This is a genomic window from Enteractinococcus fodinae (assembly GCF_031458395.1).
Taxonomy (GTDB): domain Bacteria; phylum Actinomycetota; class Actinomycetes; order Actinomycetales; family Micrococcaceae; genus Yaniella; species Yaniella fodinae.
In genome coordinates, this window is record NZ_JAVDYJ010000001.1 from 543,973 (window position 1) to 569,727 (window position 25,755).

General features: G+C 59.8%; 25 protein-coding genes. 18 read left to right on the top strand and 7 right to left on the bottom strand.

Annotation, left to right across the window (positions count from 1 at the left end):
- Positions 1 to 105 precede the first annotated feature (105 nt).
- From J2S62_RS02515 to mnhG, 9 genes are all read left to right on the top strand, one after another.
- Positions 106 to 732 (top strand): SDR family oxidoreductase, encoded by a 627-nt coding sequence (locus J2S62_RS02515; protein ID WP_310171014.1) that lies wholly within the window; start codon positions 106 to 108, stop codon positions 730 to 732.
- 34 nt (positions 733 to 766) lie between these two features.
- On the top strand, positions 767 to 1,132 hold the full coding sequence (locus J2S62_RS02520) for a hypothetical protein (protein ID WP_310171016.1): 366 nt from the start codon (positions 767 to 769) through the stop codon (positions 1,130 to 1,132).
- A gap of 74 nt (positions 1,133 to 1,206) precedes the next feature.
- Positions 1,207 to 1,788 carry a dCTP deaminase gene (dcd, locus tag J2S62_RS02525; protein ID WP_310171018.1) on the top strand — a complete coding sequence of 194 codons (582 nt, stop codon included), beginning with the start codon at positions 1,207 to 1,209 and terminating at the stop codon, positions 1,786 to 1,788.
- A gap of 346 nt (positions 1,789 to 2,134) precedes the next feature.
- The gene (locus J2S62_RS02530; RefSeq protein ID WP_310171021.1) at positions 2,135 to 5,269 is read left to right on the top strand and encodes a Na+/H+ antiporter subunit A; all 3,135 of its coding nucleotides are present in this window, start codon (positions 2,135 to 2,137) and stop codon (positions 5,267 to 5,269) included.
- Positions 5,259 to 5,765, top strand: a complete 507-nt coding sequence (locus J2S62_RS02535; protein ID WP_310171023.1) for a Na(+)/H(+) antiporter subunit C — start codon at positions 5,259 to 5,261, stop codon at positions 5,763 to 5,765. The genes J2S62_RS02530 and J2S62_RS02535 overlap by 11 nt, the downstream gene beginning before the upstream one ends.
- On the top strand, positions 5,762 to 7,435 hold the full coding sequence (locus tag J2S62_RS02540; RefSeq protein ID WP_310171025.1) for a Na+/H+ antiporter subunit D: 1,674 nt from the start codon (positions 5,762 to 5,764) through the stop codon (positions 7,433 to 7,435). The genes J2S62_RS02535 and J2S62_RS02540 overlap by 4 nt, the downstream gene beginning before the upstream one ends.
- Positions 7,432 to 8,100, top strand: coding sequence for a Na+/H+ antiporter subunit E (locus J2S62_RS02545; protein ID WP_310171027.1), 669 nt, complete (start codon positions 7,432 to 7,434; stop codon positions 8,098 to 8,100). The genes J2S62_RS02540 and J2S62_RS02545 overlap by 4 nt, the downstream gene beginning before the upstream one ends.
- Positions 8,097 to 8,417 (top strand): monovalent cation/H+ antiporter complex subunit F, encoded by a 321-nt coding sequence (locus J2S62_RS02550; protein ID WP_310171029.1) that lies wholly within the window; start codon positions 8,097 to 8,099, stop codon positions 8,415 to 8,417. Before J2S62_RS02545 ends, J2S62_RS02550 begins: the two co-directional genes overlap by 4 nt.
- On the top strand, positions 8,417 to 8,824 hold the full coding sequence (gene mnhG, locus J2S62_RS02555; RefSeq protein ID WP_310171030.1) for a monovalent cation/H(+) antiporter subunit G: 408 nt from the start codon (positions 8,417 to 8,419) through the stop codon (positions 8,822 to 8,824). The genes J2S62_RS02550 and mnhG overlap by 1 nt, the downstream gene beginning before the upstream one ends.
- On the opposite strand, the gene J2S62_RS02560 is transcribed toward mnhG, so the two are convergent.
- Together J2S62_RS02560 and J2S62_RS02565 are read right to left on the bottom strand one after the other, a co-directional pair.
- Positions 8,821 to 9,639 carry an SDR family NAD(P)-dependent oxidoreductase gene (locus tag J2S62_RS02560; RefSeq protein ID WP_310171035.1) on the bottom strand — a complete coding sequence of 273 codons (819 nt, stop codon included), beginning with the start codon at positions 9,637 to 9,639 and terminating at the stop codon, positions 8,821 to 8,823. The genes mnhG and J2S62_RS02560 overlap by 4 nt on opposite strands.
- A 57-nt stretch (positions 9,640 to 9,696) precedes the next feature.
- A complete protein-coding gene (locus J2S62_RS02565) occupies positions 9,697 to 10,359 on the bottom strand; it encodes a mismatch-specific DNA-glycosylase (protein ID WP_310171038.1) in 663 nt (220 codons plus the stop codon).
- Between the two features lie 48 nt (positions 10,360 to 10,407).
- Here J2S62_RS02565 and J2S62_RS02570 point away from each other — a divergent pair, with 48 nt between their 5' ends.
- Positions 10,408 to 11,106 carry a peptidyl-tRNA hydrolase gene (locus tag J2S62_RS02570; RefSeq protein ID WP_310171041.1) on the top strand — a complete coding sequence of 233 codons (699 nt, stop codon included), beginning with the start codon at positions 10,408 to 10,410 and terminating at the stop codon, positions 11,104 to 11,106.
- A gap of 84 nt (positions 11,107 to 11,190) precedes the next feature.
- On the opposite strand, the gene J2S62_RS02575 is transcribed toward J2S62_RS02570, so the two are convergent.
- Together J2S62_RS02575 and J2S62_RS02580 are read right to left on the bottom strand one after the other, a co-directional pair.
- Positions 11,191 to 11,463 carry a DUF4235 domain-containing protein gene (locus J2S62_RS02575; protein WP_310171043.1) on the bottom strand — a complete coding sequence of 91 codons (273 nt, stop codon included), beginning with the start codon at positions 11,461 to 11,463 and terminating at the stop codon, positions 11,191 to 11,193.
- A gap of 44 nt (positions 11,464 to 11,507) precedes the next feature.
- Positions 11,508 to 14,111 carry an MMPL family transporter gene (locus tag J2S62_RS02580; protein ID WP_310171045.1) on the bottom strand — a complete coding sequence of 868 codons (2,604 nt, stop codon included), beginning with the start codon at positions 14,109 to 14,111 and terminating at the stop codon, positions 11,508 to 11,510.
- A 141-nt stretch (positions 14,112 to 14,252) separates the two neighbouring features.
- Here J2S62_RS02580 and cls point away from each other — a divergent pair, with 141 nt between their 5' ends.
- Positions 14,253 to 15,752, top strand: a complete 1,500-nt coding sequence (cls, locus tag J2S62_RS02585) for a cardiolipin synthase (protein WP_310171048.1) — start codon at positions 14,253 to 14,255, stop codon at positions 15,750 to 15,752.
- Here cls and J2S62_RS02590 read toward each other — a convergent pair whose 3' ends face one another.
- Positions 15,753 to 16,376, bottom strand: coding sequence for a nucleoside/nucleotide kinase family protein (locus J2S62_RS02590; protein WP_310171052.1), 624 nt, complete (start codon positions 16,374 to 16,376; stop codon positions 15,753 to 15,755).
- Between the two features lie 252 nt (positions 16,377 to 16,628).
- Here J2S62_RS02590 and dnaK point away from each other — a divergent pair, with 252 nt between their 5' ends.
- The 5 genes from dnaK (at position 16,629) to J2S62_RS02615 (ending at position 21,854) form a co-directional block, all read left to right on the top strand.
- Positions 16,629 to 18,473, top strand: a complete 1,845-nt coding sequence (dnaK, locus tag J2S62_RS02595; protein ID WP_310171055.1) for a molecular chaperone DnaK — start codon at positions 16,629 to 16,631, stop codon at positions 18,471 to 18,473.
- An 81-nt stretch (positions 18,474 to 18,554) separates the two neighbouring features.
- Complete coding sequence (locus tag J2S62_RS02600; protein ID WP_310171059.1) at positions 18,555 to 19,241, top strand: nucleotide exchange factor GrpE; 687 nt, start codon at positions 18,555 to 18,557, stop codon at positions 19,239 to 19,241.
- Between the two features lie 12 nt (positions 19,242 to 19,253).
- Positions 19,254 to 20,204: a DnaJ C-terminal domain-containing protein gene (locus J2S62_RS02605; RefSeq protein WP_310171061.1), complete on the top strand. Its 951-nt coding sequence runs from the start codon at positions 19,254 to 19,256 to the stop codon at positions 20,202 to 20,204.
- Positions 20,204 to 20,734, top strand: a complete 531-nt coding sequence (locus tag J2S62_RS02610) for a heat shock protein transcriptional repressor HspR (RefSeq protein ID WP_310171064.1) — start codon at positions 20,204 to 20,206, stop codon at positions 20,732 to 20,734. Before J2S62_RS02605 ends, J2S62_RS02610 begins: the two co-directional genes overlap by 1 nt.
- Positions 20,718 to 21,854: a glycerate kinase family protein gene (locus J2S62_RS02615; RefSeq protein WP_310171067.1), complete on the top strand. Its 1,137-nt coding sequence runs from the start codon at positions 20,718 to 20,720 to the stop codon at positions 21,852 to 21,854. Before J2S62_RS02610 ends, J2S62_RS02615 begins: the two co-directional genes overlap by 17 nt.
- Here the strand turns inward: J2S62_RS02615 and trmB are convergent, their stop codons facing one another.
- Positions 21,855 to 22,763: a tRNA (guanosine(46)-N7)-methyltransferase TrmB gene (gene trmB, locus J2S62_RS02620; RefSeq protein WP_310171069.1), complete on the bottom strand. Its 909-nt coding sequence runs from the start codon at positions 22,761 to 22,763 to the stop codon at positions 21,855 to 21,857. It abuts the gene before it with no gap.
- 183 nt (positions 22,764 to 22,946) lie between these two features.
- On the opposite strand from trmB, the gene J2S62_RS02625 reads away from it, so the two are divergent.
- A complete protein-coding gene (locus J2S62_RS02625) occupies positions 22,947 to 23,528 on the top strand; it encodes a hypothetical protein (protein WP_310171072.1) in 582 nt (193 codons plus the stop codon).
- Positions 23,529 to 23,537: 9 nt separating this feature from the next.
- On the opposite strand, the gene J2S62_RS02630 is transcribed toward J2S62_RS02625, so the two are convergent.
- Entirely contained in the window at positions 23,538 to 24,788 is a 1,251-nt protein-coding gene (locus J2S62_RS02630) for a YihY/virulence factor BrkB family protein (protein ID WP_310171074.1), read from the bottom strand.
- Positions 24,789 to 24,871: 83 nt separating this feature from the next.
- Between J2S62_RS02630 and J2S62_RS02635 the strand changes: the two genes are divergently transcribed.
- Positions 24,872 to 25,699 carry a hypothetical protein gene (locus J2S62_RS02635; RefSeq protein WP_310171076.1) on the top strand — a complete coding sequence of 276 codons (828 nt, stop codon included), beginning with the start codon at positions 24,872 to 24,874 and terminating at the stop codon, positions 25,697 to 25,699.
- Positions 25,700 to 25,755: the final 56 nt, after the last annotated feature.

Below are 25,755 nucleotides of genomic sequence, written 5' to 3' on the forward strand. Positions count from 1 at the left end.
CCAAATTTCAAGCCCCCCGGTGTCGGATTCTAAACTGATCCCCGCACAGGGGGCTTTGTTATTCTTAAGCGCAACTACAGTGTTGGGGCAAGGGAAGGATCGGCCATGTCGGATAAGGTTCCAGAGTCATTGATCATCCTGGGAGGCACCGGCAACCTCGGTCGTCAGGTCCTGCCGATCCTGGTAGATGCCGGGTACCATCTCGTGGTGTTTGCGCGCTCCGAGACATCCGGGGCACCCTTTGACCATGAGCATGTTTCCGTGATGGTGGGCTCCCTAGATGACGCCGAGTTCATTGATTCGTTGGTCGCCACGGCGTTGCGCCATGGTCGGACACTCCGTGGCGCCGTGTTCCTCAACGGCGGCTTTACCAACGACGACGGGATCGGCGCGGACGGATTTACCGAATACTTGCAGCAAATGCTCGACATGAATGTCTATCCCACAACGAAAGTGCTTTCCCGGATCCTGCCGCACTGGCAGGCCAATGGTGGAGGTCGAATCGTGCTAACTTCCGCAACCGCCGTAGAGAAGCGCTTTGCCAAAGGTGGTGCCTATGCAACCGCAAAGATGGTAGTCGACAGTCTTGCTCGGCAAATTCAACGCGAATACGACCCGGAAATCGTCGATGTGCATGTGCTTCGCCCACGGTTCATTGGGACCAAACCAGGACAAGACGACCCAGCGGACCTTGCCCAGGAAATGTTAGATGCACTACAACAAGAGGTATAACCCTATCCGTTGCACTTAGAGAAGGGGAGCGGTGATGGCAAGGTCACTCACGGAGGCAGAACGACAGCTGATCAGCGCCATGATTACCAGTGCAAAAGCAACAGACCCCGACCACTTCGAAACGCAGCAAGCCTGGCAGGATTGGCGAGCAGGACTCCATGAAATGGTGGACCGTATCAGCGCTGGAGAGCCCTGCGATTGCGGCAAATGCCCTTCATTCCAGCTGCTCATCGACGACAAGCCGGTTGCGGCTGGGCGGTCTCAAGTTATCTTGGAGGCCTTCGTTTCGGATGGGATCGTCATGTTGTTTGTCGACGATGGGCAGCCGTCCTACCTGGAGATCGCCCCGAATTTAGACGAACAACTCGACTTCCCCGACGAAAAGGCCCTGATCTTCTAGGCGAGGACCGCACACGATAGTCGGACAAGCGCCACAATGGATGCGACCGATGCGGAGTGCGATACCGTTAAGCTGTGCTTTTATCGGATCGAGATATTAAACAATCGTTGGAATCTGGGCGGATCGGCCTGGACCCTCTAGATACGGCCATGGTGCAACCAGCCAGTGTCGATGTTCGTCTGGACCGATTCTTCCGCTTGTTCGACAACCACAACTATCCATTCATTGACCCCGCCGAAGAGCAGTCCGGGTTAACACGCATGGTGGAAGTCGAACCGGATCAGCCGTTCATTCTTCACCCCGGTGAGTTCGTTCTCGGGTCCACCTACGAGCAGGTCACCTTAGCTGCTGATGTTGCGGCCCGGCTCGAGGGTAAATCATCCCTGGGTCGACTCGGTCTGCTAACCCACTCCACCGCGGGGTTCATTGATCCGGGATTCTCTGGGCACATCACCTTAGAACTATCGAACATGTCCACGCTGCCCATCAAACTTTGGCCGGGTTCAAAAATCGGACAAATGGCCTTTTTCGCTCTAACGTCGGCTTCAGAACATCCCTACGGAACCGGTCCAAACCTCAACCGGTACCAGAATCAACGGGGTCCCACGGCGTCGAAGTCGCACTTGAATTTCCACCGCTCAGTTATTGAACGGTAAGCCCCCCGTTATTGCCTGACTCAGCTGTTGTGGTGCTGAGCTCACCGTAACGAGCCGCCGCCCCGTGTTCCCGTATCTGCGCCCCACGATCTGGCTGTGTCACTCCCTCCGGGCCCGGTGCCGTCAGGATATCGCCAACGTGCCCAGACGACTCTTGAGTAACACAGAAGTGATTTAGGTAATGTTTTAGATCCAATTAGGTCGGGATAAAACCAACTAGAACAGATAAAACCAGCCTAAAGCGGGATGGGTTGCCGTGTATGATTCAGCCAGCCGTGTACAGAAGGTGGTCGTCACTATGTAAGGTTAAGCAGGTGACCGTCCCCTAGACCTCACGGAGGCAACCGTGCTGATTGTGCTGCTTGCACTCTTTCTGGTTGCGCTCGTCGCGCCCCTGATTATTCACAAAACGGGACGTTCGGGCTTCCTGCTTCTTGCAGCGGTACCTACAGCCGGTTTCATCTGGTTAGCCACCCAGCTACCGAAAGTTCTTGCCTCCGAGGAGCTGCTCGCCTCGGGTGCCGCCGCCGATAATCATGATTCCAACCTCGTGCAAACCTGGGACTGGATCCCGTTTCTCGGCATCCAATTATCGTTCCGCCTAGACACCCTCAGCGCATTTCTCGGCCTCATCGTGTTGGGCGTCGGGGCAGCCGTATTGGTCTATTGTGCGCGCTACTTCGTCGCCGATGAACCTCGTTTGGGCTCTTTTGCAGCTCAGTTCATGGCGTTTGCCGGGGCCATGTTCGGTTTGGTCGTCACCGACGATCTGCTGGTGCTCTACGTGTTTTGGGAAATCACCTCGATCCTGTCGTTTCTGATGATCGGGTACCAAGCCCACCGCATCTTTGCCCGCCGGTCAGCCATGACGGCGCTCATCGTCACCACATTTGGTGGCCTCGGGATGCTCATCGGCCTGGTGATGTTCGGCCATGCGGCCGGTACATACCGTATTTCAGAAATCGTGGCTCAAGGAGCCGATTTACTCACCGGAGACTACGCCGGCGCTTACATCACCTGGGCCATTGCTCTCATCCTGCTTGGCGCGACGACCAAGTCTGCCCAAGTTCCCTTCCACTTCTGGCTCCCGGCCGCTATGGCCGCTCCGACTCCCGTCTCGGCCTATCTCCACGCCGCAGCGATGGTCAAAGCCGGTATCTACCTTGTTGCCCGCTTCGCACCGGCCTTCGCCGGGGAAACCGTCTGGCAGGTCTTGGTCTTAGGCGTGGGCATGTGGACGATGCTGCTGGGCGGCTGGCGTGCCCTGCGCCAGAACGACATCAAACTGATCCTGGCCTACGGGACGGTATCGCAACTGGGCTTTTTGATGATCGCCAACGGGCTTGGCACAGCCAGCGGGGCGATTGCCGGGCTGACCATGCTGCTGGCGCACTCGTTATTCAAAGCGCCCCTGTTCATGGTCGTCGGTGCCATCGACAAAATCACCGGAACTCGAGACTTGCATAAGCTCTCGGGTCTGCGAAAATCCCACCCGGCACTGTTTTGGATCGCCGCCATCGCCTCACTCTCAATGGCTGGCGTGCCACCCCTGTTCGGGTTCATCGGCAAAGAAACCGTTATGCAAGCCTCCCTGGATTGGGCCCTGTGGCGCAGTGACACCTTCCTGGCCGCCGGACCAAACTTCTGGGGCGCAGTCTGGAGCTGGGCACCGCTGGTCGTCGTCGTGCTGGGTTCGGTGCTGACCGTGGCCTACACAGCACGCTTCATGTGGGCCGCATTTGCCACCAAAAAGATCGTGGCCGGAGGCGAACTCGTCGACGTCCCTGCCACCCCCGCGCTGCGAGGCTTTGGTCGTCTGGGCATGATCCCAGCCGGTGCGCTGTCGGCAGCCGGTATTGTGGCGGCCCTGGTGCCAGGCTGGGTCGGAGCGCTCCCGTATGGTTACAGCCAAACCTTCCCACTCATCGACGGGGAATACATCCAACCACTTGCGTTATGGCATGGTTTCAACCTGGTGCTTGGGCTGTCCATTGGGATTATTCTGACGGGCTTGCTGCTGTTTGTATTGCGCCGCCAGGTGTACGAGGCGCAAGAAGCTGTGCCCACCTGGATCGATATGTCGCGAGTCTATCGCGCGGGAATGGCGCGGTTAGACGATGCGGCGATCTGGATAACCGGTCGTACCCAGCGCGGTGACCTCTCGTTCTACCTGTACATCATTTTAGCGGTGACCGTGATAGCGCCGTTGGCCATCATGTTGTTCCCGACCAACGCGGATACGACCACGATCTCACTACCGAATGCCGCCTTCTTTGGCGACTGGATGCTCACCGGTCATCCGGTGCACTTGCTGGTTGCCGTGGTGATGATCATGGCCGCCATCGCCGCCATTCGCGCCAAACGACGTTTTTGGGCGGTGCTGTTAGTCTCCACGACCGGCTACGGTCTGGCCGCGATCTTTGCGATCCAAGGGTCACCGGACCTGGCGCTCACCCAGCTCCTGGTCGAATCGGTGTTGACCGTTGCGATGGTGCTCGGGTTGCGCGTGCTGCCCCCGGACATCCCCAAGGTGCACGAGAAACACGACAACCAGTGGGCGCGGGCCTTATTGGCGATCGCTTTTGGTTTCATCATGATGTGGGTCGGTGCCACCGTGATGGCCTCGCGGACCGCAGATCCGATCTCCTTGGCCATGCCAGACCTGTCGTATAGCGAAGGCGGCGGGACGAACATCGTCAACGTCACCCTGGTCGATATGCGTGCCTGGGATACTTTTGGCGAAATTACAGTGCTGGCCGCAGCAGCCACGGGTGTCGCATCCTTGGTATTTATCGCCGAACGGGAGAAACGCCGCAAAACTGCCAGTGAGATAGCCGCCGGTACGGTGGGTGCATACCGCGTCGCCGAAATTCCGCTCAACGAGGCCGAAGTCAAAAGTTTCGCGAACTTCTTCAAGGTCCAGCGCCAGCCCTGGATTGTCGCCGGCGCGACGCTGGCGCCCGAGCGGCGTTCGATTATTTTCGAAGTCATCACCCGCCTGATCTTCCACGCGATCATCCTGGTCTCGGTGTACTTGCTCATCGCCGGGCACAACCTCCCCGGTGGAGGCTTCGCCGGGGGGCTGCTGGCGGGTATCGCCTTTGCGATCCGGTATGTGGCCGGTGGCCGATTCGAGCTCGAACAAGCGATCAAGATCCCCGCTGGGATTATTTTGGGCTCGGGCCTGGCGATTGCAGCTCTTGCCGGGGTTGTCCCGCTGTTCTTTGGCGGCCAGGTCTTCCAGGCCTACGATGTCGAAGTGCTCTTACCGTTTTTCGGCCACGTACACTTTGCCTCGGCCATGGTCTTTGACATCGGGGTCTACTTGGTGGTCATCGGATTAGTTATCGATGTGCTGCGCTCCCTGGGTTCGGAAGTCGACCGGCGCTATGAAATAGAAACCCGTGACCGCGCGGAAGCTGAACAGCGCATGGCCGCTGCTCGAGCCAGCGCGCAGGCAGGAGGACGCAGTGACCATTGATGCCATCCTGTTGCTCATCATGGGCGTGATGTTTGCGGCCGCGATCTACCTATTGATGGACCGGACCCTAACCCGGATCCTGTTCGGGATCATGATGTTCACCAACGCGGCCAACCTGTTGATCATCATCATGGCCGGACCGGCTGGGTTCCCGCCGATCGTCACCGATGGCGTGGCCGATGAAGAATACTTCGACCCCCTACCGCAAGCACTGACCTTGACCTCCATTGTGATCGGTTTCGCCGTGACCGCGTTCTTGCTGGCGCTGATTTACCGTTCCTGGGTGCTTGCTCGTCGCGACGAGGTCCAGGTGGATATCGAGGACGTCCAGGTTGCCGAACAGCCAGCCTACGACGCCGAAGATGACGCTGACATCGCTACGGAAGAATCCGAATTCCTCGAAGACCATGAGGACCCCAATATTTACTACGAACTCACCACCCCAGACGACCCAGCGGTGCCGGGTAATGATCCGAAAGATGGTGAGCGCTGGTGACTGAGTTCTCTGTAGTATCTCTGGCGCCACTATCGGTGCTGCTGCCCATCTTGGGGGCAGCGATCGCTTTCACGCTGGTACGCAAACCCGTCAGCCAGATTGTCGTCACCCTCACCACCCTGGCGGTGACCCTGGCTCTGGAGATCTGGCTGCTGGCTGATGTGTGGGTCCACGGTGGTGCCGAATCCGTGCTGATGGGTGGATGGGAAGCCCCGATTGGCATTTCCCTGGTCGTTGACCGGTTCTCGGCCCTGATGCTGGTGATCTCCTCGATCGTAGTCATGCTGGTGCTGCTGTTTTCCTCGGCCCAGGGCGTCGGAAGCGACGAATCACCGCAGCAACCCGTTTCGATCTTCCATCCCACGTTCCTAATCTTGACCGCAGGCGTCTCCAACGCGTTCCTAGCGGGGGATCTGTTCAACCTCTACGTCGGATTCGAAATCCTGCTCGTCGCCTCCTACGTGCTCCTGACGATCGGGGGAACCGGGCCCCGTGTGCGAGCCGGGGTGACCTACGTGGTCGTCTCGGTGGTCTCCTCAGTCATCTTTTTGATCGCCATCGCGATGATCTACGGTGCAACCGGTACCGTCAACATGGCGGACGTCGCGCTCAAAATGGGCGACCTCGACCCGGACTTACAACAGGTATTACATCTGATGCTGCTGGTCGGGTTCGGTATTAAGGCCGCGGTGTTCCCGCTGTCGTTCTGGTTACCGGACTCCTATCCGACCGCACCGGCACCGGTGACCGCCGTGTTTGCGGGGTTGCTGACCAAAGTCGGGGTGTATGCGATCATCCGGACCGAGACCTTGCTGTTCCCCGGTGACCGGGTCAATACGCTCTTATTGGTGATCTCCGGGCTGACGATGATCGTTGGCATCTTGGGCGCCCTGGTGCAGTTCGACATCAAACGTGTGCTGTCGTTTACCCTGGTGTCCCACATCGGCTACATGCTTTTCGGTGTTGCGGTCGCAAACCATATCGGTCTGACGGCGACGGTGTTCTACGTTGTCCACCACATCACCATTCAAACCTCCCTGTTTTTGGTCACCGGACTCATTGAATACCGCACCGGTTCGGCAAATGTCGAACGCCTGGGTTCGATGGCAAAGATCTCGCCGCTGGTGGCCGTGCTCTTTCTCGTCCCGGCGCTCAACCTGGGCGGCATCCCACCGTTTTCCGGGTTTATCGGCAAGGTCGGTTTGGTCGAAGGTGGCGTGGTGAACGGGTCACCATTGGCGTGGGTCATGGTCGCAGCGTCCATCCTGACATCGCTGCTCACACTGATCGTTATGATGCGCGTGTGGACCCGAGTGTTCTGGCGCCCCATCGAGGACGCCGAAGATCCCGCCATGCGCGGGATGGAAGAAGCCAAACGTGCCGAGAACGGCAGAAAACCGTTGCGCCAGGACTCCCCGGGGCTGGTCGCGCCAACCGTTGCCCTCGTTGGGGTGGGGGTCGCGTTAACCATCGTGGCCGGTCCGCTCTTCGATTTTGCCAACGAAGCCGCCGATGACATGATCCGCCGCACCCCGTATATTGAGGCGGTACTGGGCGAAGAAGCCGCCCAAGAAGCGCAGCTGGAAGCCGACCAGTTAGAAGCCTGGGGGATCACCGGATCTGACGGTGCCGGCTCGGCTCAAGGTTCGGAAGGAGGCGACGACTCGTGACGCATACCCCAGCCAACCGGCGCACCGACCACGAAGATGCGCCATCGTCCATTGAGGATAAACGAACCCGACGGTCGCAATGGCCCATGGTGGTCGCGCTGACGTTCATTTGGGTGGCGCTCTGGCAAGACATCACATTGCCAACCATCGTGCTGGGCATCATATTTAGTGTCGCCGTGATGTTGGCGTTACCGTTGCCACCGGTCCCATTCGCCGACCGGTTCAACGTGTTCCATTCGCTGAAATTCGCGCTGTATTTCCTGTGGAAAATTGTCGCTGCCACCTGGGATGTTGCGGTCAAATCGATTAAACCGGGTCCGAAAGTGATCAACTCCGTGGTCGCGGTCAAACTGCGCACCCAAGACGACTTACTGCTCACGCTCGTGGGCCACGTCTATGCGCTGATTCCCGGTTCCTTGGTCATTGACGTTGACCGTCCCAGCTCGACCCTGTTTTTGCACGTCATCGACGTCCCCGACGAGGATGCGGCCGAAGCCTTCCGCGTAGAATCCCTGGACATCGAGGCCCAGATGATTCGTGGCTTCGGTTCCAAGCGAGACTACGCCTTGGTCAAGGCCGAGGATCGAGCCGGTGATGGGGTCATCCGTCGGCATTCCGAACTTGAGGTGCCCATCGAGATCGCCGAGACGGAGGAGAATTCATGAGTGTGATGGCCTTGGCGGGCTGGATAAGCCTGGCGTTTCTGGCATTTGGTGCACTGGGTGCCCTCTACCGGATCATCCGCGGCCCGGCTCTGCTGGACCGCGCGATCGCCCTCGATGTCATTTTGATCGTGTTCTCCTCGGGACTGACCGTTTGGATGGCGCTCAACGAGCACACCCACTTCATCGTCGTGGTGGTCGCCGCGTCGCTCATCGGGTTCCTGTCCTCGACCACGTTGGCGCGGTTCACCGTAGAAGGCGCACACGCCAACCAATCCGAGCCCGAACCGCAACACGCTCCAACAGGCGGTGAGCTCTAATGGAACTCACCTATGACTCGTGGATGGAGATCGTTGCGGCCATCCTTCTGGTGTTGGGGACGCTACTGTCCGCGGTCGCGGGATTCGGTCTGCTGCGCTTTCCCGATGTACTGTCGCGCATGCACGCGTCAACCAAACCCCAAGTGCTGGGGCTTTTGCTGGCGTTGGCCGGGCTGGGTTTCGCGTTGGAAACCTGGGCGGTGATCCCGGTGCTCATTGTCGCCTGGCTGGCCCAACTGATCACCGCGCCGGTGTCAGCACACATGGTCGGTCGGGCAACCTATCGCTCACACCACCTCGATCCGGCCCATATTGCCGTCGATGATCTCGCCCAGGCGGTGCAAGCCCAAGACCGGGCCGATGCGGAGCAACAACAGCGCCAACACCCGCACCAAGACCGCCGTTAGTATTGGACCCCGGTGAGCTCTTCGCTGAGCTGCCATAGCCGTCGTTGGGTTTCGGTTTCATAGGTTTCACGGTGGGCAGCAGCCGGCTGCTGGATGGAGAAATATTGGCCCGTGGTCCCGTCGAGCCCGGGGTTGTTGATGAGGTTGAGCACCGCGTCGACTCCCGTGTCCAAATCATCGACTGTGCGCCCGTAGCCTTCTTTGACCATCCGCGTGGGCATCAACGTGGCCGGGTGCAAGCTGTTAACGGTCACCACATCGGACAACAGGGTCTTGGCCAGGGCAAACCCGAAAGTGACCATCGCAAACTTACTCTGCGCATAGGCCCGGTTGCCCGAATAGCCGTGCTCCAGATGGGGGTCGGCGAAATCGATCGGCTGCTGTGCCCCGGAGGCGACATTGACTATCCGACTCGGTGCTCCGATCTCAAGCAGGGGCAATAGCCGCTGGGTCAGCGCAAACGGGGCCAGGTGGTTCACCGCCAACCGCAGCTCATACCCATCGGCGGAGAGTTCGCGGGTATCGTCTGCCCCTTTTCCCACGCCTGCATTATGGACCAGCACATCTAGATGATCGGTCAGCTCAGCGACGTCATCGGCCAACCGCATCACCTGGTTCAGGTCGCTCAGATCAGCTTGCACCAGCTCAATCTGGGCCGGAGCATCGGCGAGTTCGCTGGCCACGGTCGCCAACCGTTCGGAGTCTCTGCCGTGCAGAATCAGCCGGACGTCCTGGTTGGCGAGCGTGTCGGCAACGGCACGGCCTAAGCCACTGGTTGCACCGGTGAGCAAAATGGTTCGGTCGGTAGTGTTCATCGGACCTCCCTTGGAGCACGGTCTTGGAGTACATCGTGTGCGGGTTTTGGGGCCAGTCTAACGGGTGGCAGCGGCCCAGACCTCGGCCCACTTCTCGCCCAGGGACGCAACGGATTCGTGAGCGTTGAGACCGCTGGGATCCGGCACCACCCAAAGTTGGGTTTCCGCGGGCCAGCCGTCAAGATCGGTCGTATCTTGCAGGCCCAACACGGCCGCGGGTTTTTGGAAAGCTGTTCGGAACGCGGTGATCCCGGTGAAGGCCACGACCTTCGGCTCTAACACTCGCACCCGCTGGACCAGTCGGTCGCAGCCGGCCTGCAATTCATCGCGCGACAGTTCAGAAGACCGCGAGGTTGGACGCGACACAATATTGGTCAAGCCGATGCCTCGTTCGGCGATCATCCGCTCATCCTCGTGGTCTAACCCGTTGGAATCATTCACCAGGGTGGGGGTGATACCGCCGGCGTGTAACGATTTCCAGAACCGGTTGCCCGGGCGCGCAAAGGGCGCCTGAACGGCAGCCGCCCACGGACTGGGATTGGTCCCGACGATCAGCAAGCGCAACAGTCCGGCGTTGTCGGCGTCGTTGGGGTAGGGCAGCAGATCATCCAAGCGCAGCTGTTGCTCGGCCGCATCGGCGAGTTCGGTTTTGGTAGGACGGCGACCATTCAAGGGGGATTGTCGGCGCCAGGTTCTCCAGTCGTCGGGCAATATGTTCATGTGTCCACCCTAGATCCCGGTGACGCCGCGATGGCTAGAGTAGACCGTATGAGTCATCCGGTTTCACGTCCCGATCGGCCCGATCACGAGCACCCTTGGGCCATGCAGTTGGTCATCCAACGCGATAAACAACATCCCGCCAACCATATTGATGTGTTGGAAGCTGCTGCCAGCGCGGTGGTGGGGTTGTTGGACGATCCGCGCACCACAAGTGTCGATGGCGCCTGGGCCGAGGCGGTCGCGCACTGGCGGGCCGGGTGGATTCGGAAGGTGGCACGGCGTGCGGAAAATAAACGCTGGGACGATGTCCAAGCCCTCGATGGTGTCACGGTCGCATCTGGTAGCGCTGCGGTCCGAGCGTTCGTACCGGGTCCGGTCGCACCCTTGCCGCCACAGTTGAAGAAATTACAAGTTGGCGGCACCGAGCTACCCCGGCTTCATGCTTCGACTCAGGACGATGCGGTGGTCACCATCGAACTGAACCCTGACGTCGAGCTGTCCACCGGGAAGGCCGCTGCACAGGTGGGTCATGCGGGACAGCTGGCCTATGAACGGCTCATTGCCAGCGCTGACGACGACGCCCACGCACGCGCCGTGCTTGAATCCTGGCGAGCCGATGAGTTCCGGGTCCGAGTCCAGGTGCCTACGCCTGATCAGTGGGCGCAAGCGGATCATCCGGTGCGGGTGGTGGATGCTGGGCTCACCGAGATCGCCCAGGAGACCGAAACGGCGCGGGCGTTCTGGTAGGTCTGCTACCCGCCCTCACAGCTGTCGGTTAAAACAGTGCTGCAGCGCCGAGTGCATCGACGCTGCAGCATAGGAAGCTTGCGTTTAAACCTCGGAGCGACCCAACTGTTTGGGCTGTTTATTCGATTGTTTGTTCACGGCTTTGGAGACCAGACGCTGCGAACCGACCTCGAGTAGCGCTGAGACGCCGGCCGAGATCGTTGCGAAGGTTACGACGCGCAACAGGGTGGCTTGATCGTCGTCGGTGTTTGGGGCTTCGTCGTCGCCGGTGGCAGCTTTCCAAATCGCTTCGACAGCTTTGGTGGCGACAAAACCGGCGCCAATGGAGACTCCGGTGCGCAGGAGACGTTGCATCATGTCATTCATGGGTTTGCCTTTCTCGCGGGTTGACTTCTTCCAGCTTAGACGTTGCGGGTGGTTGTTGGAACGGGCGATTCGGTGCGCGTTTCGTCCCGACCGGCAGCAGCGTCCGGTTCAGCTTGCGTCAGGGCGGCACCTTCGACGTCGACATTCGGCAGGATGCGGTCCAACCACTTGGGCAGGTACCAGGCGTGCCGGCCCAACAGGTGCATCAGGGCGGGCACCATGAGGAGGCGGACTAAGAACGCGTCGAAGAGGACCCCGATGGCCAGCCCGAAGCCGATCGGCCGAATGTAGGGGTCGTCGGCGTAGACGAACCCACCGAAGACCGAGACCATAATGATGGCGGCGGCGGCCACGACGGCACGGCCCTGAACGAAGCCCTTTTGGACGGCCAGGCGGGCTTCGGTACCGTGCGCGTACGCTTCGCGCATCCCCGAAGAGATAAATAACTGGTAATCCATTGCCAGCCCGAAGAGCACGCCGATCATAATGGTGGGGAGAAACGACAGCACCGGTGCCGGGTTGTGCACCATAAAGGCTTCACCCAGCCAACCCCACTGGTAGATCGCGACCACCGCACCCATGGCGGCTCCCACGGATAAGACGAAGCCGCCCGAGGCAATCAGTGGGACCACCAGCGAGCGGAACACGATCACCATGATCAGCAGCGACAGCCCGACCACGACCCCCAGGTACAGGGGCAGTACCTCGGCTAGCGCATCGGAGATGTCAATGACGCCGGTCGCCTGCCCGGCCAGTGCCAAATTCGTGACTTCACCGGCAGGCTCGAGGTCACGCAGTTCATAGACGAGATTTACGGTGGACTCGTGGTTCGCGTCCTGGGTGGGGATGATTTGAAACATCAGCAGATCGCCCGCGTCGTTTTCCCCAACCGGCACCACATGTGCCACCTGGTCCAACTCGGCAATCTGTTCGGCCTGGGCCGCGGTGGTTTCCAATAACTCGGCCTCGTCGAGGTCGGCCGGAATATCTGCGACCGCAACAATCGGGGCGTTGAAACCGGGCCCAAAGTTGTCGGACTGGGCGGCATACGCCTGGTACTCGGTGGACTCGGGAGACTCTGCAGAACCGTCCGGGATACCGAGTCGCATCGAGAATACCGGGATGGCGATGATGGCCAAGACGGCGATGGTCGCGACTGCGGTGAGGATGGCCCGCGCGTTGGACATCGGTTTCAGGGGCTTGGTCGGTGCGGCGCGCTGGGTTCGGTCGGCCAGTGCGATGCGCTCGCGCTTGGATAGTGCGCGACGGCCTAACAGGGACAGCATTGCCGGGGTCAGGGTGATGGCCACCAGCACGGCGATGATGACGACGAACCCGCCGACGGTTCCCATTAGTCCTAAGAAGGGGATTCCGGTGAGGTTCAACGCCAGCAGGGCGATGACCACGGTGGACCCGGCAAACACCACCGCGTTGCCGGAGGTGCCATTCGCCATCGCAATGGACTGGTGCAGTGGCATCCCGGCTTTGAGCTGGGTGCGGTGCCGGTGCACAATAAACAGCGCGTAGTCGATGCCCACGGCCAACCCGAGCATCACGCCCAACACAGGGGTCACCGAGCTCATCTCCACGACCGAGGAGAACGCCATGGCCGCCAGGGCGCCCACCCCGACACCCACCAGGGCGTTGAGCAGGGGCAGCCCGGCGGTGATGAAGGTCCCCAACATGATCACCAGGACAATGCCGGCCACCACCAGGCCGACGACTTCAGCCCAGCCCAACACATCGGGCACGGCCATCGACAGTTCTTGCGACGGCAGAACTTCAATACCATCGATGTCAGCATCGGTCAGGGTGGCGATCAGTGCCTGTCGAATCTCGGGGGTGACATCCATGTCCTGGTCCACGAACTGGACGGTGGCGACCGCTGCCGACTCGTCGTCGGACACCAGGGAGTAGTCATTGGTGGAGGCCATGAGCCGTTCGCCGAGGTCTAAGAGTTCTTCGCCTTCGGCCACTTCGGTGCGGCCCTCTTCGTAGTTGGCCTGTTCTTGTTCAAGTTCTGCGCGGCCTGCCTCGAGTTCTTCTCGTGCGGCATCCAACTGGGCTTGTTGGGGCGCGAATTGCTGGTCGACGGCGGCTTCGGGCATGCCGGCATCCAGCGCCTGCTGACGGCCGGCGTCTAGTTGTTCTTGGGCCGCATCCAAATCTGCTTCGGCAGCGGCCAGTTCATCTTCGGCTTGGCTCAATTGTTCGGGCGCGGCATCTAACTGCTCGCGCGCGTCCTCGAGTTCTGTCCGTCCGTCTTGCAGCTGCTGTTGCTGATCGGTCAGCTCGGCGTCGGTCTCAAAGGGATTGACCACATCTTCGACACCCGCCACGCCTCGCGCATCATCAAGCACGTCTTCGATCTGGGCGCGCTGTTCGTCGGTGAAGGAGCTGCCGTCTTGGGTCTGAAAGACCACGTTACCGGTCCCACGTGCGGCCTCGGGGAACTCTTCTTGGAGCCGATCGGTGGTTCGTGCGGTCGGGGTGCCCGGGATATCCACGGTCGACACCAGGGTCCCGCCGAAGGTGAGGAACGAACCCGCGGCGATGGCCAGCAGCACCAGCCAGGTAAAGATCACCGCAAAAGGCCGCCTCGCTGAGCTGAGTCCCAACCGATACAAAAGCTTTGCCATATTCACCCTCGCGTATTGCAGTTATCCGGACACTTCAGGCGCCCCTCTCTTACAGTATCGGACGCAGGCGCCATCGGATAATTTCTATGATGACCAGCGAATTTGACGGCTCTTGTGGCACGTTCGCTTAGACTGGTGGGCATGATTTCGTCGGTGGCAGATTTCGCGGATTTTCCATTCTGGGTGCGGGTGTTATTTACCAGCGCCGATATGGCCATCCGTATTGCCCTGCTGGGTATTGTGCCGGGAAATCGACGCCCCGCGGTTGCGATGGCGTGGCTGCTGATTATTTTCTTCTTCCCGATTCCCGGGTTATTGGTGTTCCTCTTATTGGGTTCGCACCGGCTAGGTGGTCAGCGCCGCTCGCGTCAGGTCGCGGTAAATTCAGAACTGCGGCGTGCCACGGCCCACCTTGATCTGCCCGACCAAGTCGGTGCCGCCCCGGATTATGTGGCCGCCAGTTCGAAATTAACTCGCCGGCTGACGGGCTTTCCGATGCTGGACGGCAACACCTTTGAGTATCTCACCGACTACCGGCGCACCTTCGAACGCATGGCCGCCGATATTGATCGGGCCACCAACTATGTCAACGTGATGTTTTACATCATCGGCACCGACCCCAAACACCGGCCCGGCTACGCTGATTTAGTCTTGGATGCAATGGCTCGGGCCGTCCAACGCGGGGTGAAGGTCCGGTTGCTGTTTGACCATATCGGCACCGCCCGGGTCAAAGGCTACCGGCACCTGCTGAAACGGCTGGACGCCGATGGCATTGAGTATTACCGGTTGATGCCGGTCCGACCTTGGCGCGGCGAGTACCAGCGCCCCGATTTACGGAACCACCGCAAAATGATCGTGGTCGACGGGCTGGTGGGGTATACCGGATCGATCAATCTCATCGAACCCGGGTATAAACGTCCCTCGGCACACCGGCTCAACCGACACTGGGTGGACATGATGGCCCGCGTGGAAGGCCCGACCGTCGCGTCCCTGGACGTCGTGTTTGCCACCGATTGGTTTTCGGAAACCGGGTTACAACTGCACCACGAACTGCGCGATGTGACCGAAGACGAAATTGAGGACCACGAAGGACCAGCGGCCCAGCTGCTCCCATCGGGTCCGGGGTTTTCGCAAGAGAATAATCTGCGGGCCTTCAACCATTTGTTTTACGCCGCGCAGCACACCATCCGCGTGGTCACTCCGTATTTGGTACCCGACGATTCAATGCTCTACGCCCTGACCACAGCGGCCCAGCGCGGGGTGCGCGTGGAAGTGCTGGTGGTCCGGCGCGCAGACCAGATGGCGGTTCAGCACGCCCAACAGTCCTATTATGAGCAACTGTTGCGGGCCGGCATCCACATTTATCGCTACCCGGATCCGGACGTCTTGCACTCCAAAATGTTTACCATCGACGACGATGTTGCGGTGTTTGGCTCATCCAATATGGATATGCGGTCGTTTTCACTCAACTCGGAGCTGACCGTCATGGTCGTGGGTGCCGAAGAGGTCGCCAAACTCGATGCGATCATCGACATGTACCAGGACAAATGCGAGCACCTGATGCTCAAAGATTGGCTGGCGCGCCCGCGATATAAGCGCTGGCTCGATAATGTCTTCCGGCTGACCTCGGCGCTGCAATAATTAATCGGATTCCGACGGGCCCGTCACGCTGCGATCCACGCCCAATAACGCCTTGACCACGGCCAAGGCCGAGGTGTGATGCCGTTCGTCGGGCTCATCGGCCACCAGGACAAGGTCTGCCGCGTCATAAATCTGGTCTTGATCCAGCATCCGACGTTCTTGGGCCGCCCAGGTGTCCCACTTCCCCCGATAGCTGTCGCCATCGCGCGACATCGCCCGGTCATGCCGCACCTGATCGGGCACGCGCAACCAAATGAGCACATCCAGCAGCTCGCGGTTGGCTCGGGCACCGACTCCGACCCCCTCGCAAATGATGACCTCGGTTGGTTTCGTGGTCACTTCTGGCCCGGGGCCGCCGTCGGGCTGGTCGTCGGCATGCCAATCCCAGGTCTGATACGTCGCGGTTTCGCCTGCGGCTAATTTCGGGAGGACGTCACGACTGAACGTTTCCATCCCGGCCTGTAATCCCTGCCACCCGGGATAGAGGTTCTCGAGCCGCAGCACGGTGACCTCGTAATCGGCGGAGAGATTTTCGGCCAGGACTTTCGACAGGACGGTTTTTCCAGAGCCGGAGCGGCCGTCAATCCCGATGATCAGGGGGTGAGCTGCAGAGTAATGCGACATGCCTCAATCGTAGGGCACACTGTGGGCCGCTAGAAGGGTATAGCAGCTGCGTGTGGCGCGTCACAGGTGCGCGGGTCGGGAATAATTTTCGCGCCCTATGCGCTGCATATGGCAGACAGAAAGTTGAGTCTGCTCGGCTCAGGTTTGGTTTGACATCAGGCCGCTCACTGTGGCAAGTTGAGTGATGAAAGCTCAAGGAGCAGGCTCGCAAAGTTTTGATACTGCAAAGTATTTGTTACGAAAGGATTCCATATGTCACGTGCTGTAGGTATTGACCTCGGGACGACCAACTCAGTGGTCGCCGTCCTCGAAGGTGGCGACCCAACGGTTATCGCCAACGCTGAGGGCGCTCGCACCACCCCGTCGGTCGTTGCATTCACCAAGGGTGGCGAAGTGCTGACCGGTGATATTGCCAAGCGTCAGGCCGTCAACAACCCCGAGCGCACCATTTCTTCGGTTAAGCGCCACATGGGTACCGACTGGAAAACTGAAATTGACGACAAGTCGTACACCGCTCAGGAAATCTCGGCTCGTATCTTGATGAAGCTCAAGCACGACGCTGAAGAATACCTCGGTGAAAAGGTCACCGACGCGGTCATCACCGTGCCGGCATACTTCAACGACGCTGAGCGCCAGGCCACCAAGGAAGCCGGCGAGATCGCTGGGTTGAACGTTTCGCGTATTATCAACGAGCCAACCTCGGCCGCCCTGGCCTACGGTCTGGAACGCGGTAAAGAAGACGAACTGATCCTGGTCTTCGACCTCGGTGGCGGTACGTTCGACGTCTCCCTGCTGGAAGTTGGCAAAGACGACGACGATTTCTCAACCATTCAGGTTCGCTCGACCGCCGGTGACAACCGTCTTGGTGGTGACGACTGGGACCAGGTCATCGTAGATTGGCTGCTGGAACAGGCCAAGGCATCCGGTGCTGACCTGTCCAAGGATAAAATTGCGCTGCAGCGTCTGAAGGAAGCCGCCGAACAGGCCAAGAAAGAGCTGTCCTCGGCGACCTCGACCAACATTTCGCTGCAGTACCTCTCGGTGACCGAAAACGGTCCGGTCCACCTCGATGAGCACCTGTCGCGCGCCAAATTCGAGGACATGACCTCTCACCTGCTGGAGCGCACTCGTCGTCCATTCGAAGACGTCATTAAGGAAGCCGGCGTGTCGGTTTCAGACATTGACCACGTCGTTATGGTCGGTGGCTCGACCCGTATGCCAGCAGTCACCGAACTGGTGCAGAAACTTGCCGGCGGCAAAGAACCAAACAAGGGTGTCAACCCTGACGAGGTTGTCGCCGTAGGTGCTGCTATCCAGGCCGGTGTGCTGGCTGGTGACCGCAAAGACGTGCTGCTCATTGACGTCACTCCGCTGTCGCTTGGTATTGAAACCAAAGGTGGCGTGATGGCCAAACTGATCGAGCGCAACACCGCGATCCCAACGAAGCGTTCGGAAACCTTCACCACGGCCGACGACAATCAGCCATCGGTAGATATCCAGGTGTTCCAGGGTGAGCGCGAGTTCACTCGCGACAACAAGCCACTGGGCAACTTCCAGCTGACCGGGATTGCGCCAGCGCCTCGCGGCATGCCGCAGATTGAGGTCACCTTCGACATCGACGCCAACGGTATTGTGCACGTTTCGGCCAAGGATGGCTCGACCGGTGCCGAGCAATCGATGACGATTACCGGTGGTACCTCGCTGTCGGATGAAGAGATTGATCGCATGGTCAAAGACGCCGAAGCTCACGCGGAAGAAGATAAGAAGCGCCGCGAAGCCGCTGAAGCGCGCAACGCCGCTGAAACCACCGCGTACTCGGTTGACAAGCTGCTCAAAGAAAACGACGAAAAACTGCCCGAGGACGTCAAGTCCGAGGTTCAGGCCGACGTTGATGCACTCAAGGAAGCCCTGGAGAAGCAGGACAACGACGCTGAAGTGCAGGCTGCATTTGAGAAACTGCAGCAGTCGCAGACCAAGATCGGTGAAGCTCTCTACGCGCAGTCGGACCAGGACACCGCCCAGACTGCAACCGATAACAACAATGACGACGAAGACATCGTGGATGCCGAAGTCATTGATGAAGACGAGAAGAAGTAGTCTTCACGTCACCACGTAATTGCATGACCAAGGCCGGCCGGTTTCCGGCCGGCCTTGGTTGTTGAGTTTCAAGGAGTAGCCATGACCGATCAGTCCAATAACGAAGAACACGAACCGATCCGTTTCACCGATAAGCGTCGGATCGACCCAGAAACCGGTGAACTGCGCGACCAGTCTGCCCAGCAAGACCAACAAGACCAGACAGGCCAGCAGGACCAGGCCGCCGAGACCGAAAATGAAGAACACGCTGACCCGCTGTCGCAGGTGGAGGACATTCTCAACGCGGCCGGCGCAGAGGCTGAAACTGACTCCGGTGAAGAGGCCGTTGACGAGGCAGCCACGACCGATGAGGCCGCCGAATTGCGCGGAGATTTGCAGCGGTTGCAAGCCGAGTTCGTCAACTATCGTCGTCGTGTAGAACGTGACCGTGATGTCGCCAAGGACAACGCGACCTACAGCATGCTCGAAGCGATGCTGCCGGTACTTGATGACATCGACGCCGCGGAAGCCGCAGGCGACTTGGACGGTCCTTTTGCTGCGATCGCACGCAAGCTGCAGAACACGCTGGAAGGCTTTGGTTTGGTCAAGCACGACGGTGATGCCCTGGTCGGGGAGCCGTTTGATCCGGTCCATCACGAAGCGATGCTGCGCCAACCCTCTGACGAGGTCGCCGAGGAACATATCGTGCAGGTCTTCCGTAATGGATACTTGTATAACGAGCGTGTTCTCCGGGCGGCGCAAGTCATGGTATCGGCCGGCCAAGAGTAGGGGAGGGGTCACATGGCCTCACAGGATTGGCTAGAAAAAGACTTCTACGCCATTTTGGGTGTCGACAAGAACGCCAGCGCCGACGAAATCAAGAAGGCCTACCGCAAGCTCGCCCGAAAATACCACCCCGACGCGAACCCCAACGACGCGACCGCCGAAAAACGGTTCAAAGAAATTACCGAAGCCAACACGGTGCTCTCGGACCCCAAACAGCGCCAGGAATATGACCAGTTGCGCGCCATGGGATCCGGGGCCCGCTTTGCCGGTGGCACCGGCGGTGGTCAGGCGGGATTCGAGGACATCTTCTCGGGTCTGTTCGGCCAGGCTGGTGGCGGTCGACACGCTGGGTTCAGTGATATCTTCGGCGGTTTTGGTGGCGGTGGCCGTGGTGGGTTCAGCGGTTTTCAACAACCACCTCCCGAAAAGGGGCCCGATATTAAGACCGGCACCACCATCAGCTTTGCGGAATCGATTCGCGGCACCACCAAACACATCACCACCAGTTATGGGGCCAACCAAGAGGTCCGCATCCCCGCCGGCGTCAAAGACGGTCAGACGGTGCGTGTCAAAGGCAAAGGCCAACAAGGTTCGGGCGGTCGCGGCGATCTGATGGTCCGAGTCTCGGTGGCAAGTCATCCGGTATTTGAACGCGACGGCCACGATATTCGGCTGAAGGTTCCCGTATCTTTCGATGAAGCGGTACTGGGTACTACCATCGAGGTACCGACACTGGATGGCACCGTGAAAATCGGTGTACCCGCCGGGTCATCGTCGGGCAGGGTGCTGCGGCTGCGCGGCCGGGGCGTGAAGACCACCAAACAGACCGGTGACATGCTGGTCGAACTGGTCATTGACGTCCCAGCCAACCTCAACGACGCAGCCCGTGCCGCGGTCGAAGCGTACCGGGAGGCAACTGCTGACGTGGACCCGCGGGCCGAGCTGGTAAAGAAGGCTAAGTTGTAATGGTCAACCGTCACAAACACGATCCGGTTTACGTCATTTCGGTCGCAGCGCAGCTGGCCGATATGCACCCTCAGACCCTGCGGCAATACGACCGCATGGGGCTGGTGGTCCCGGCGCGACAAGCAGGCGGACAACGCCGGTATTCTGCCGAAGACGTGAAACGCCTGCGTCGTATTCAATCGTTGTCACGTGACGGTGTTTCACTCGAGGGAATCCGCCGTATCGTGGAACTCGAAGCCGAAGTCGATGAGTTGCGCGATACGGTGGGGGAACTCCTCGAGCAAATTAGCGTGATGCGCTCCCACGTGTCATTTTCGCGCACGTTCACCGCCGGCGCGACCGGGGTGACCACCAATATTCACGGCCCAGAAGAGCCCAACGGCGCCCGCGAACCGACCTCGCCATTCTCCGAAGAGCGGCGTCGGCAGTATTTTGATCAGCAACGTGTTGAGCAGGCCGTGCGGTTCGCGCTAGAACAATCCGCGCCCCGATACGCACTAAATAAGCCACGTTTTGAACTCACCCAGTAAGCGGTCCCGCCAGTTGAACATCTTCTTGATGCCCGATGCGTTTAAAGGTTCGCTGACATCTTCGGAAGTTGCCGACGCACTGGCGACCGGCATTCGACGTGCCGCGCCCACGGCGACAATCAACGCACTACCCATGGCCGATGGTGGCGAGGGAACCGTTGACGCCCTGGTGACCGCTGTCGGCGGCACGCGCCACACCGTCGAAGTCACCGGCCCGGAACATCACCCGGTGGCAGCGACATACGGGCTGCTCCCCGACGGTCGGGCGGTTATCGAGCTGGCTTCCGCCGCGGGCCTGCCCCTGACCGCGACACCGAACGCCGAAGCCACGACCACCTACGGGGTGGGCGAACTCCTGAATCGGCTGGGTTCTCACCGTCTGCTCGTCGGTGCCGGGGGTTCTGCGACCCACGATCTAGGCTGCGGTGCAGCCGCTGCCTGCGGGGTGAAATTTTTTGACGACACAGGCCGCGCTTTTGTGCCCACCGGCGCCACCCTGGGCCAGATCGCACGGATTGACGCATCGGGTGTCCGTCGTCCCCGCTCCATGACGGTGCTGACCGACATTACGAACCCGCTGCTGGGACCAGAAGGTGCGGCCGCTACGTTTGCACCACAAAAAGGTGCCGATGACGCGATGGTCCGGCGTCTGGAAGCCGCCACCACCCACGCCGCCGCCGTGATCGCCCGAGATGTAGGGGTCGAAGTTGAGCACCTGATCGGTGGGGGAGCAGCGGGCGGATTCGCAGCCGGCATGCATGCATTTTTTAACGCCGAACTGAAATCCGGCATCGACGCCGTCCTGGATACGGTGGGATTCGATGAGCTCGCGGTCCAAGCCGACCTGATTCTGACCGGTGAAGGACAACTCGATGGCCAATCCCTGGCCGGCAAAGTGCCCATCGGGGTGGCCCGTCGAACCAACACCCCGGTCATCGCCGTCGTCGGAGCCATCGGTCCCGGCGCGCACGAGGTCTACGAACACGGCATCATGGCAATCCATAGCATCACGCCCGGACCCCAAGACCTCGACACCGCCCTGGCCGACACCGCGCAAAACCTGGCCACCACGGCCGAAAACATTCTGCGAACCTGGCTGGCAGCTTCGGTCAGCCGGTAATTAGCGGTCCACCCGCCGATACGTCAGGTCAAAGATGTAGCGTCCGGCACGTTGTGCCTTGGCCTCGAAACTGGTGACGGGACGCGTGTCGAACCGCGGCGCCCAACCGCCCAAGGTATCGAGCGCTTGTGCCTCTGGCATCGGGTTGTCATCGTCGGTGCCCTGCACGCGTGCCGCCGTCAGCGGCGACTCGTTGCCGGCCAGCCGGCCCGGATACAGATTTTCGAACTCAACGTGTGCTTCGGCCACATCACGCATGTGCGCAGCATAGTGTGACCAGTCGGTGGCCAGTCGCAACAGCCCGCCGTCGACTAGCACGCGCGCGACCCGGTCCAAGAATTTCGGTTGAATCAGCCGACGTTTGTGGTACCGGTTCTTCTGCCACGGATCCGAGAAGAACACCCAGACTTCCTGGGCCGAAGCCGCCGGCAGCATGTGGTCTAATACCTCCGGGGCGTTGGCCTCCACCATCCGGACGTTGATCACGTCTTCTGTGACGACTCGGTCCAGGAGTTTGGCCAGCCCGGGCCGGTACACTTCGACGGCTAAAAAGTTCGCTTCCGGATGCGCTTGCGCCCCGGCAAAAGTCGACTCACCGTGACCCACCCCGACGTCCACAATCAGCGGTCCGTCCTGACCCCACACCGAAGCCACGTCCAGATATGATTCGGGGGCCACTGAGGTGTCCGCGAAGGATCGCGCCACCGGCAGTACCGTGGTGCCCTGGTGCTCTTCCCACAGCTTTTGACGGTTGGGCGACATGGCTAATTCTCGGCGCACAAACGATACGGGACCTTCGCGCACGATCTTGACGCCCTGAGGGGTTTCGACTTTTTGGTATCCCGACGGTACCTCGTCGTTGGCAAGATGATTCGCGTCATCGGGGCGGTGATGTTTAGCAGGCGTCATAGCGTATTGTTCAGTCTTTCTGTGGGGACGGTGGCCAACAGCTGAGGTCGAGAGCAACTGCACGACCACCGGATTGGTGCATGACTAGCGTAGTGCAGGCAGTCAGCGCACGTGGGACGTGTTGGATTTGGGGATGAAAGTATTACAGTTAAGGATAACGAGTCCCCAATGGAAGGAAGACTTATGAGCTTGGCTCAGTTGCCGTTACGTTTGACCACCGGTGCATTCGTATTGAACTCCGGTATCGGAAAGTTAAACCTCACCACTGAGGAAGCCGAAGGCCTCCAGGAGATGGCCGCCAACGGGGTGCCCATGCTGGCTGATATGTCCCCTGAAGCGTTCCGTCGGTTCATTGCTGTCACCGAGATCGGTGTCGGTGCGATGCAGTTGATTCCAAAGGTTCCAGGTTGGCTGGCAGGTTCGGCGCTGAGCGCGTTTTCCGCTGGGCTGTTAAACATGTATCTCAACACCCCGGGTATGACCCAGGAAGATGGTGTCCGCCCCACCCAAGAGGGCACCTCGATTGCCAAAGACAGCTGGCTGCTGGGTGCTGGTGCCAGCATGATTGTCGACTCATTGGTGAACACTTCCTCGCGTCGCAAGCGTGCGGCCAAACGCAAAGTTGCCAAAATCCAGCACGCCAAGGAACAAAAGGTCGAAGCGATCCACTCGGCACGCGAGGATCAGCGCAAAGCCCTTCAAGAGGCCCGTCAGGCGGTGCTCCAAGAACGTAAGGCGGCCCGCAAGGCCCGCAAAGCGGCCTAACGTAGCGCTTTAGTTCGACACGTCGTCGTTGGTGCGGTCATGCACCGACGACGACGTTGTCGTGTGAAAAGGGGTGCCGGTTGATATTGGGTAATTGGGTTCCTTGACCGCCCACAGACCTTCGGCTTCGGTCAGTTGCGCGGTTTTGGTGAGGGTCACCGGCTGCCCGGTGTGATAATTTTCGACGACGATCTGCGAAATGTGCCGTCGGTTCGCTGCTTCGGCATCGAGCTGCCGCAGCACCCAGGTGTGCTCGGTGGCTAACTGGAGCTCGTCGGAGGCCGCTAGACCTGAAGCCAATTGCCGGGCACGCAACATCTCGGCGTCCCAGGCCGCCGCCGCGAGCATGACGATAAAAGCCAGCCACACCATCACGATCACATAGAGGATCCCGTTGACGGTGTTGAACAGCTGTTCAAATACGGCGATCCGTTCCAGCAACCAGCCGGTAAAGACAATCGCCGTGAACAACACAAGCACGGTAAAGGCCGCCCCGCCACTGATGACGCGGTAGCGCGGCCGCTGCACGTTGGGCCCGCGATAAAATGCCTGGGACACTAAGAAAATGAGCACCGCTAGAATGAGCGGCCATTTCAACACATTCCACGTGGCGATTGTTTCTTGCGTGAAGCCCAGCATTTCGCCGAGCCGACGCGAAAAGTCACCGCCCAAGATAACCAATAGCAGCAGCGCCAGGGATGCGAACATCAACACCAGCGTTTCCAGAAACACCACGAACCGGAAATAGATGAACGGTCGCCCTTCGCGTGTGTCATAAATCCGGTTCATCGCCCGGTGGAACGCGGCCACCACGTTCGAAGCCGAGTAGAGCGAACCGATGAGGCCTAATGTTAACGCGGTCAGTCCGCCGGGGGTATCAATGAGACCGAATAAGGTTTCCACGACCCAGGTCTCCTCGACGGCGGGTAAGAGATCGTTGACGAGCCCGGCAAACGCCCAGATGGTCTCTTCAGTGAAATTCACCAGTGACACAATGGATGTCAACGCGATCAGTGCCGGCAGGACCGACAACAGCAGATAAAACGTCATGGTCGCCGCAACATCCCAGACTTGCATGGCGATAGCGCGTTCCCACGTGCGCCGAATGACAAACCACAACGTTGGACGCGGGTGCTGGTAGGTCACGGTGGGACGGTCAGGGGTGAGTTTGGCTATCGCAGAACCGGCCACACTTTTCGGCCCCGACGGTCTCGTTGACGAAGGTTGCGAATCATGCGCATCGGCCGCGGAATCTGACATGCCTTCGAGCTTATCCTGTGGTGAGGCACACGTAGTGTGTCTGAAGTTCCCGTCCTGCCGAAGACAGGCGGTATCGTGGAGGTGTGATGTTTGTGAAACGCCAAGCGCTGCGGATTGCTGCCCTAACTGCCGTCGGCGGGATGTTCCTTGCCGGCTGTACCTCGCAGGATGCCGATCAGCCGACCGAGACCCCAACGGACGAGGACGTCGCGACAGCGTCACCTACCGCCCCCGAGGTGGATCTAGACCAGTATGCCGAAGCATTGGTGACCGACCGCGAACTGGTGGGGATCGCCCACGACCCACCCGTCGAAGGGTTTATTGACGACCCAGTTACCATGTACCTGACGTTGAGCGAATTCAACCCCAGTGGCAGCTGCGCTCGGTTGTTGGAAGAATTGAACTCGTTCACCGCCCCCGCAGTTGGTGGTGTTGCGGCAAAATTTATGCGCGGGGCCCCTGCTGCTAACGACGGGGACGAAGATGAAACCCAATCCGGCGCAGCGGTCGAAACGATGATTTTTGAGACAGTCGAAGCGATCGAACCGATGGCGATCTATCGTGACATTCCCAATGCCTGCGAGACGCTGAGCTCGACCGAGGTGGAGGGTGCGGAAGCCACCTTTACCAAGGTGCCGGGGTTAGACGCCATGCTGCTGGAGATTTCAGATGGCGAAGATGTCGAGTCCCTTGCGGTGGGCGGATCGTCGGTGAATGCACAATTTCACATGTACATGACCGCTGAACAAGTGACGTTAGAACAGGCCCAGGAAATGTTCGGCGCGCAGGCCGAAAAGCTGCAGCAAACATTCCAAGACCAAGTTGATGAGACTGCACCGTCCCCGACGGCGTCACCCACCGACGCAGCTACCTCCGCTGACCCTGAAGAACCCACCGACGACGCCAGCTAACCCCGTCGTCGTTGGCAAAATTTAGTACTGCGAAATCGGAATATTCCTCCCCCAAA

Bases quoted from the DNA above. Each gene is read 5' to 3' on its own strand.
- mnhG (WP_310171030.1), top strand. From the start codon at position 8,417: ATGGAACTCACCTATGACTCGTGGATGGAGATCGTTGCGGCCATCCTT.
- J2S62_RS02580 (WP_310171045.1), bottom strand. From the start codon at position 14,111: ATGGCAAAGCTTTTGTATCGGTTGGGACTCAGCTCAGCGAGGCGGCCT.
- J2S62_RS02610 (WP_310171064.1), top strand. From the start codon at position 20,204: ATGGTCAACCGTCACAAACACGATCCGGTTTACGTCATTTCGGTCGCA.
- J2S62_RS02575 (WP_310171043.1), bottom strand. From the start codon at position 11,463: ATGATGCAACGTCTCCTGCGCACCGGAGTCTCCATTGGCGCCGGTTTT.
- J2S62_RS02515 (WP_310171014.1), top strand. From the start codon at position 106: ATGTCGGATAAGGTTCCAGAGTCATTGATCATCCTGGGAGGCACCGGC.
- J2S62_RS02570 (WP_310171041.1), top strand. From the start codon at position 10,408: ATGAGTCATCCGGTTTCACGTCCCGATCGGCCCGATCACGAGCACCCT.
- J2S62_RS02550 (WP_310171029.1), top strand. From the start codon at position 8,097: ATGAGTGTGATGGCCTTGGCGGGCTGGATAAGCCTGGCGTTTCTGGCA.
- J2S62_RS02520 (WP_310171016.1), top strand. From the start codon at position 767: ATGGCAAGGTCACTCACGGAGGCAGAACGACAGCTGATCAGCGCCATG.
- J2S62_RS02560 (WP_310171035.1), bottom strand. From the start codon at position 9,639: ATGAACACTACCGACCGAACCATTTTGCTCACCGGTGCAACCAGTGGC.
- J2S62_RS02565 (WP_310171038.1), bottom strand. From the start codon at position 10,359: ATGAACATATTGCCCGACGACTGGAGAACCTGGCGCCGACAATCCCCC.
- dnaK (WP_310171055.1), top strand. From the start codon at position 16,629: ATGTCACGTGCTGTAGGTATTGACCTCGGGACGACCAACTCAGTGGTC.
- cls (WP_310171048.1), top strand. From the start codon at position 14,253: ATGATTTCGTCGGTGGCAGATTTCGCGGATTTTCCATTCTGGGTGCGG.
- J2S62_RS02605 (WP_310171061.1), top strand. From the start codon at position 19,254: ATGGCCTCACAGGATTGGCTAGAAAAAGACTTCTACGCCATTTTGGGT.
- trmB (WP_310171069.1), bottom strand. From the start codon at position 22,763: ATGACGCCTGCTAAACATCACCGCCCCGATGACGCGAATCATCTTGCC.
- J2S62_RS02630 (WP_310171074.1), bottom strand. From the start codon at position 24,788: ATGTCAGATTCCGCGGCCGATGCGCATGATTCGCAACCTTCGTCAACG.
- J2S62_RS02600 (WP_310171059.1), top strand. From the start codon at position 18,555: ATGACCGATCAGTCCAATAACGAAGAACACGAACCGATCCGTTTCACC.
- J2S62_RS02625 (WP_310171072.1), top strand. From the start codon at position 22,947: ATGAGCTTGGCTCAGTTGCCGTTACGTTTGACCACCGGTGCATTCGTA.
- J2S62_RS02590 (WP_310171052.1), bottom strand. From the start codon at position 16,376: ATGTCGCATTACTCTGCAGCTCACCCCCTGATCATCGGGATTGACGGC.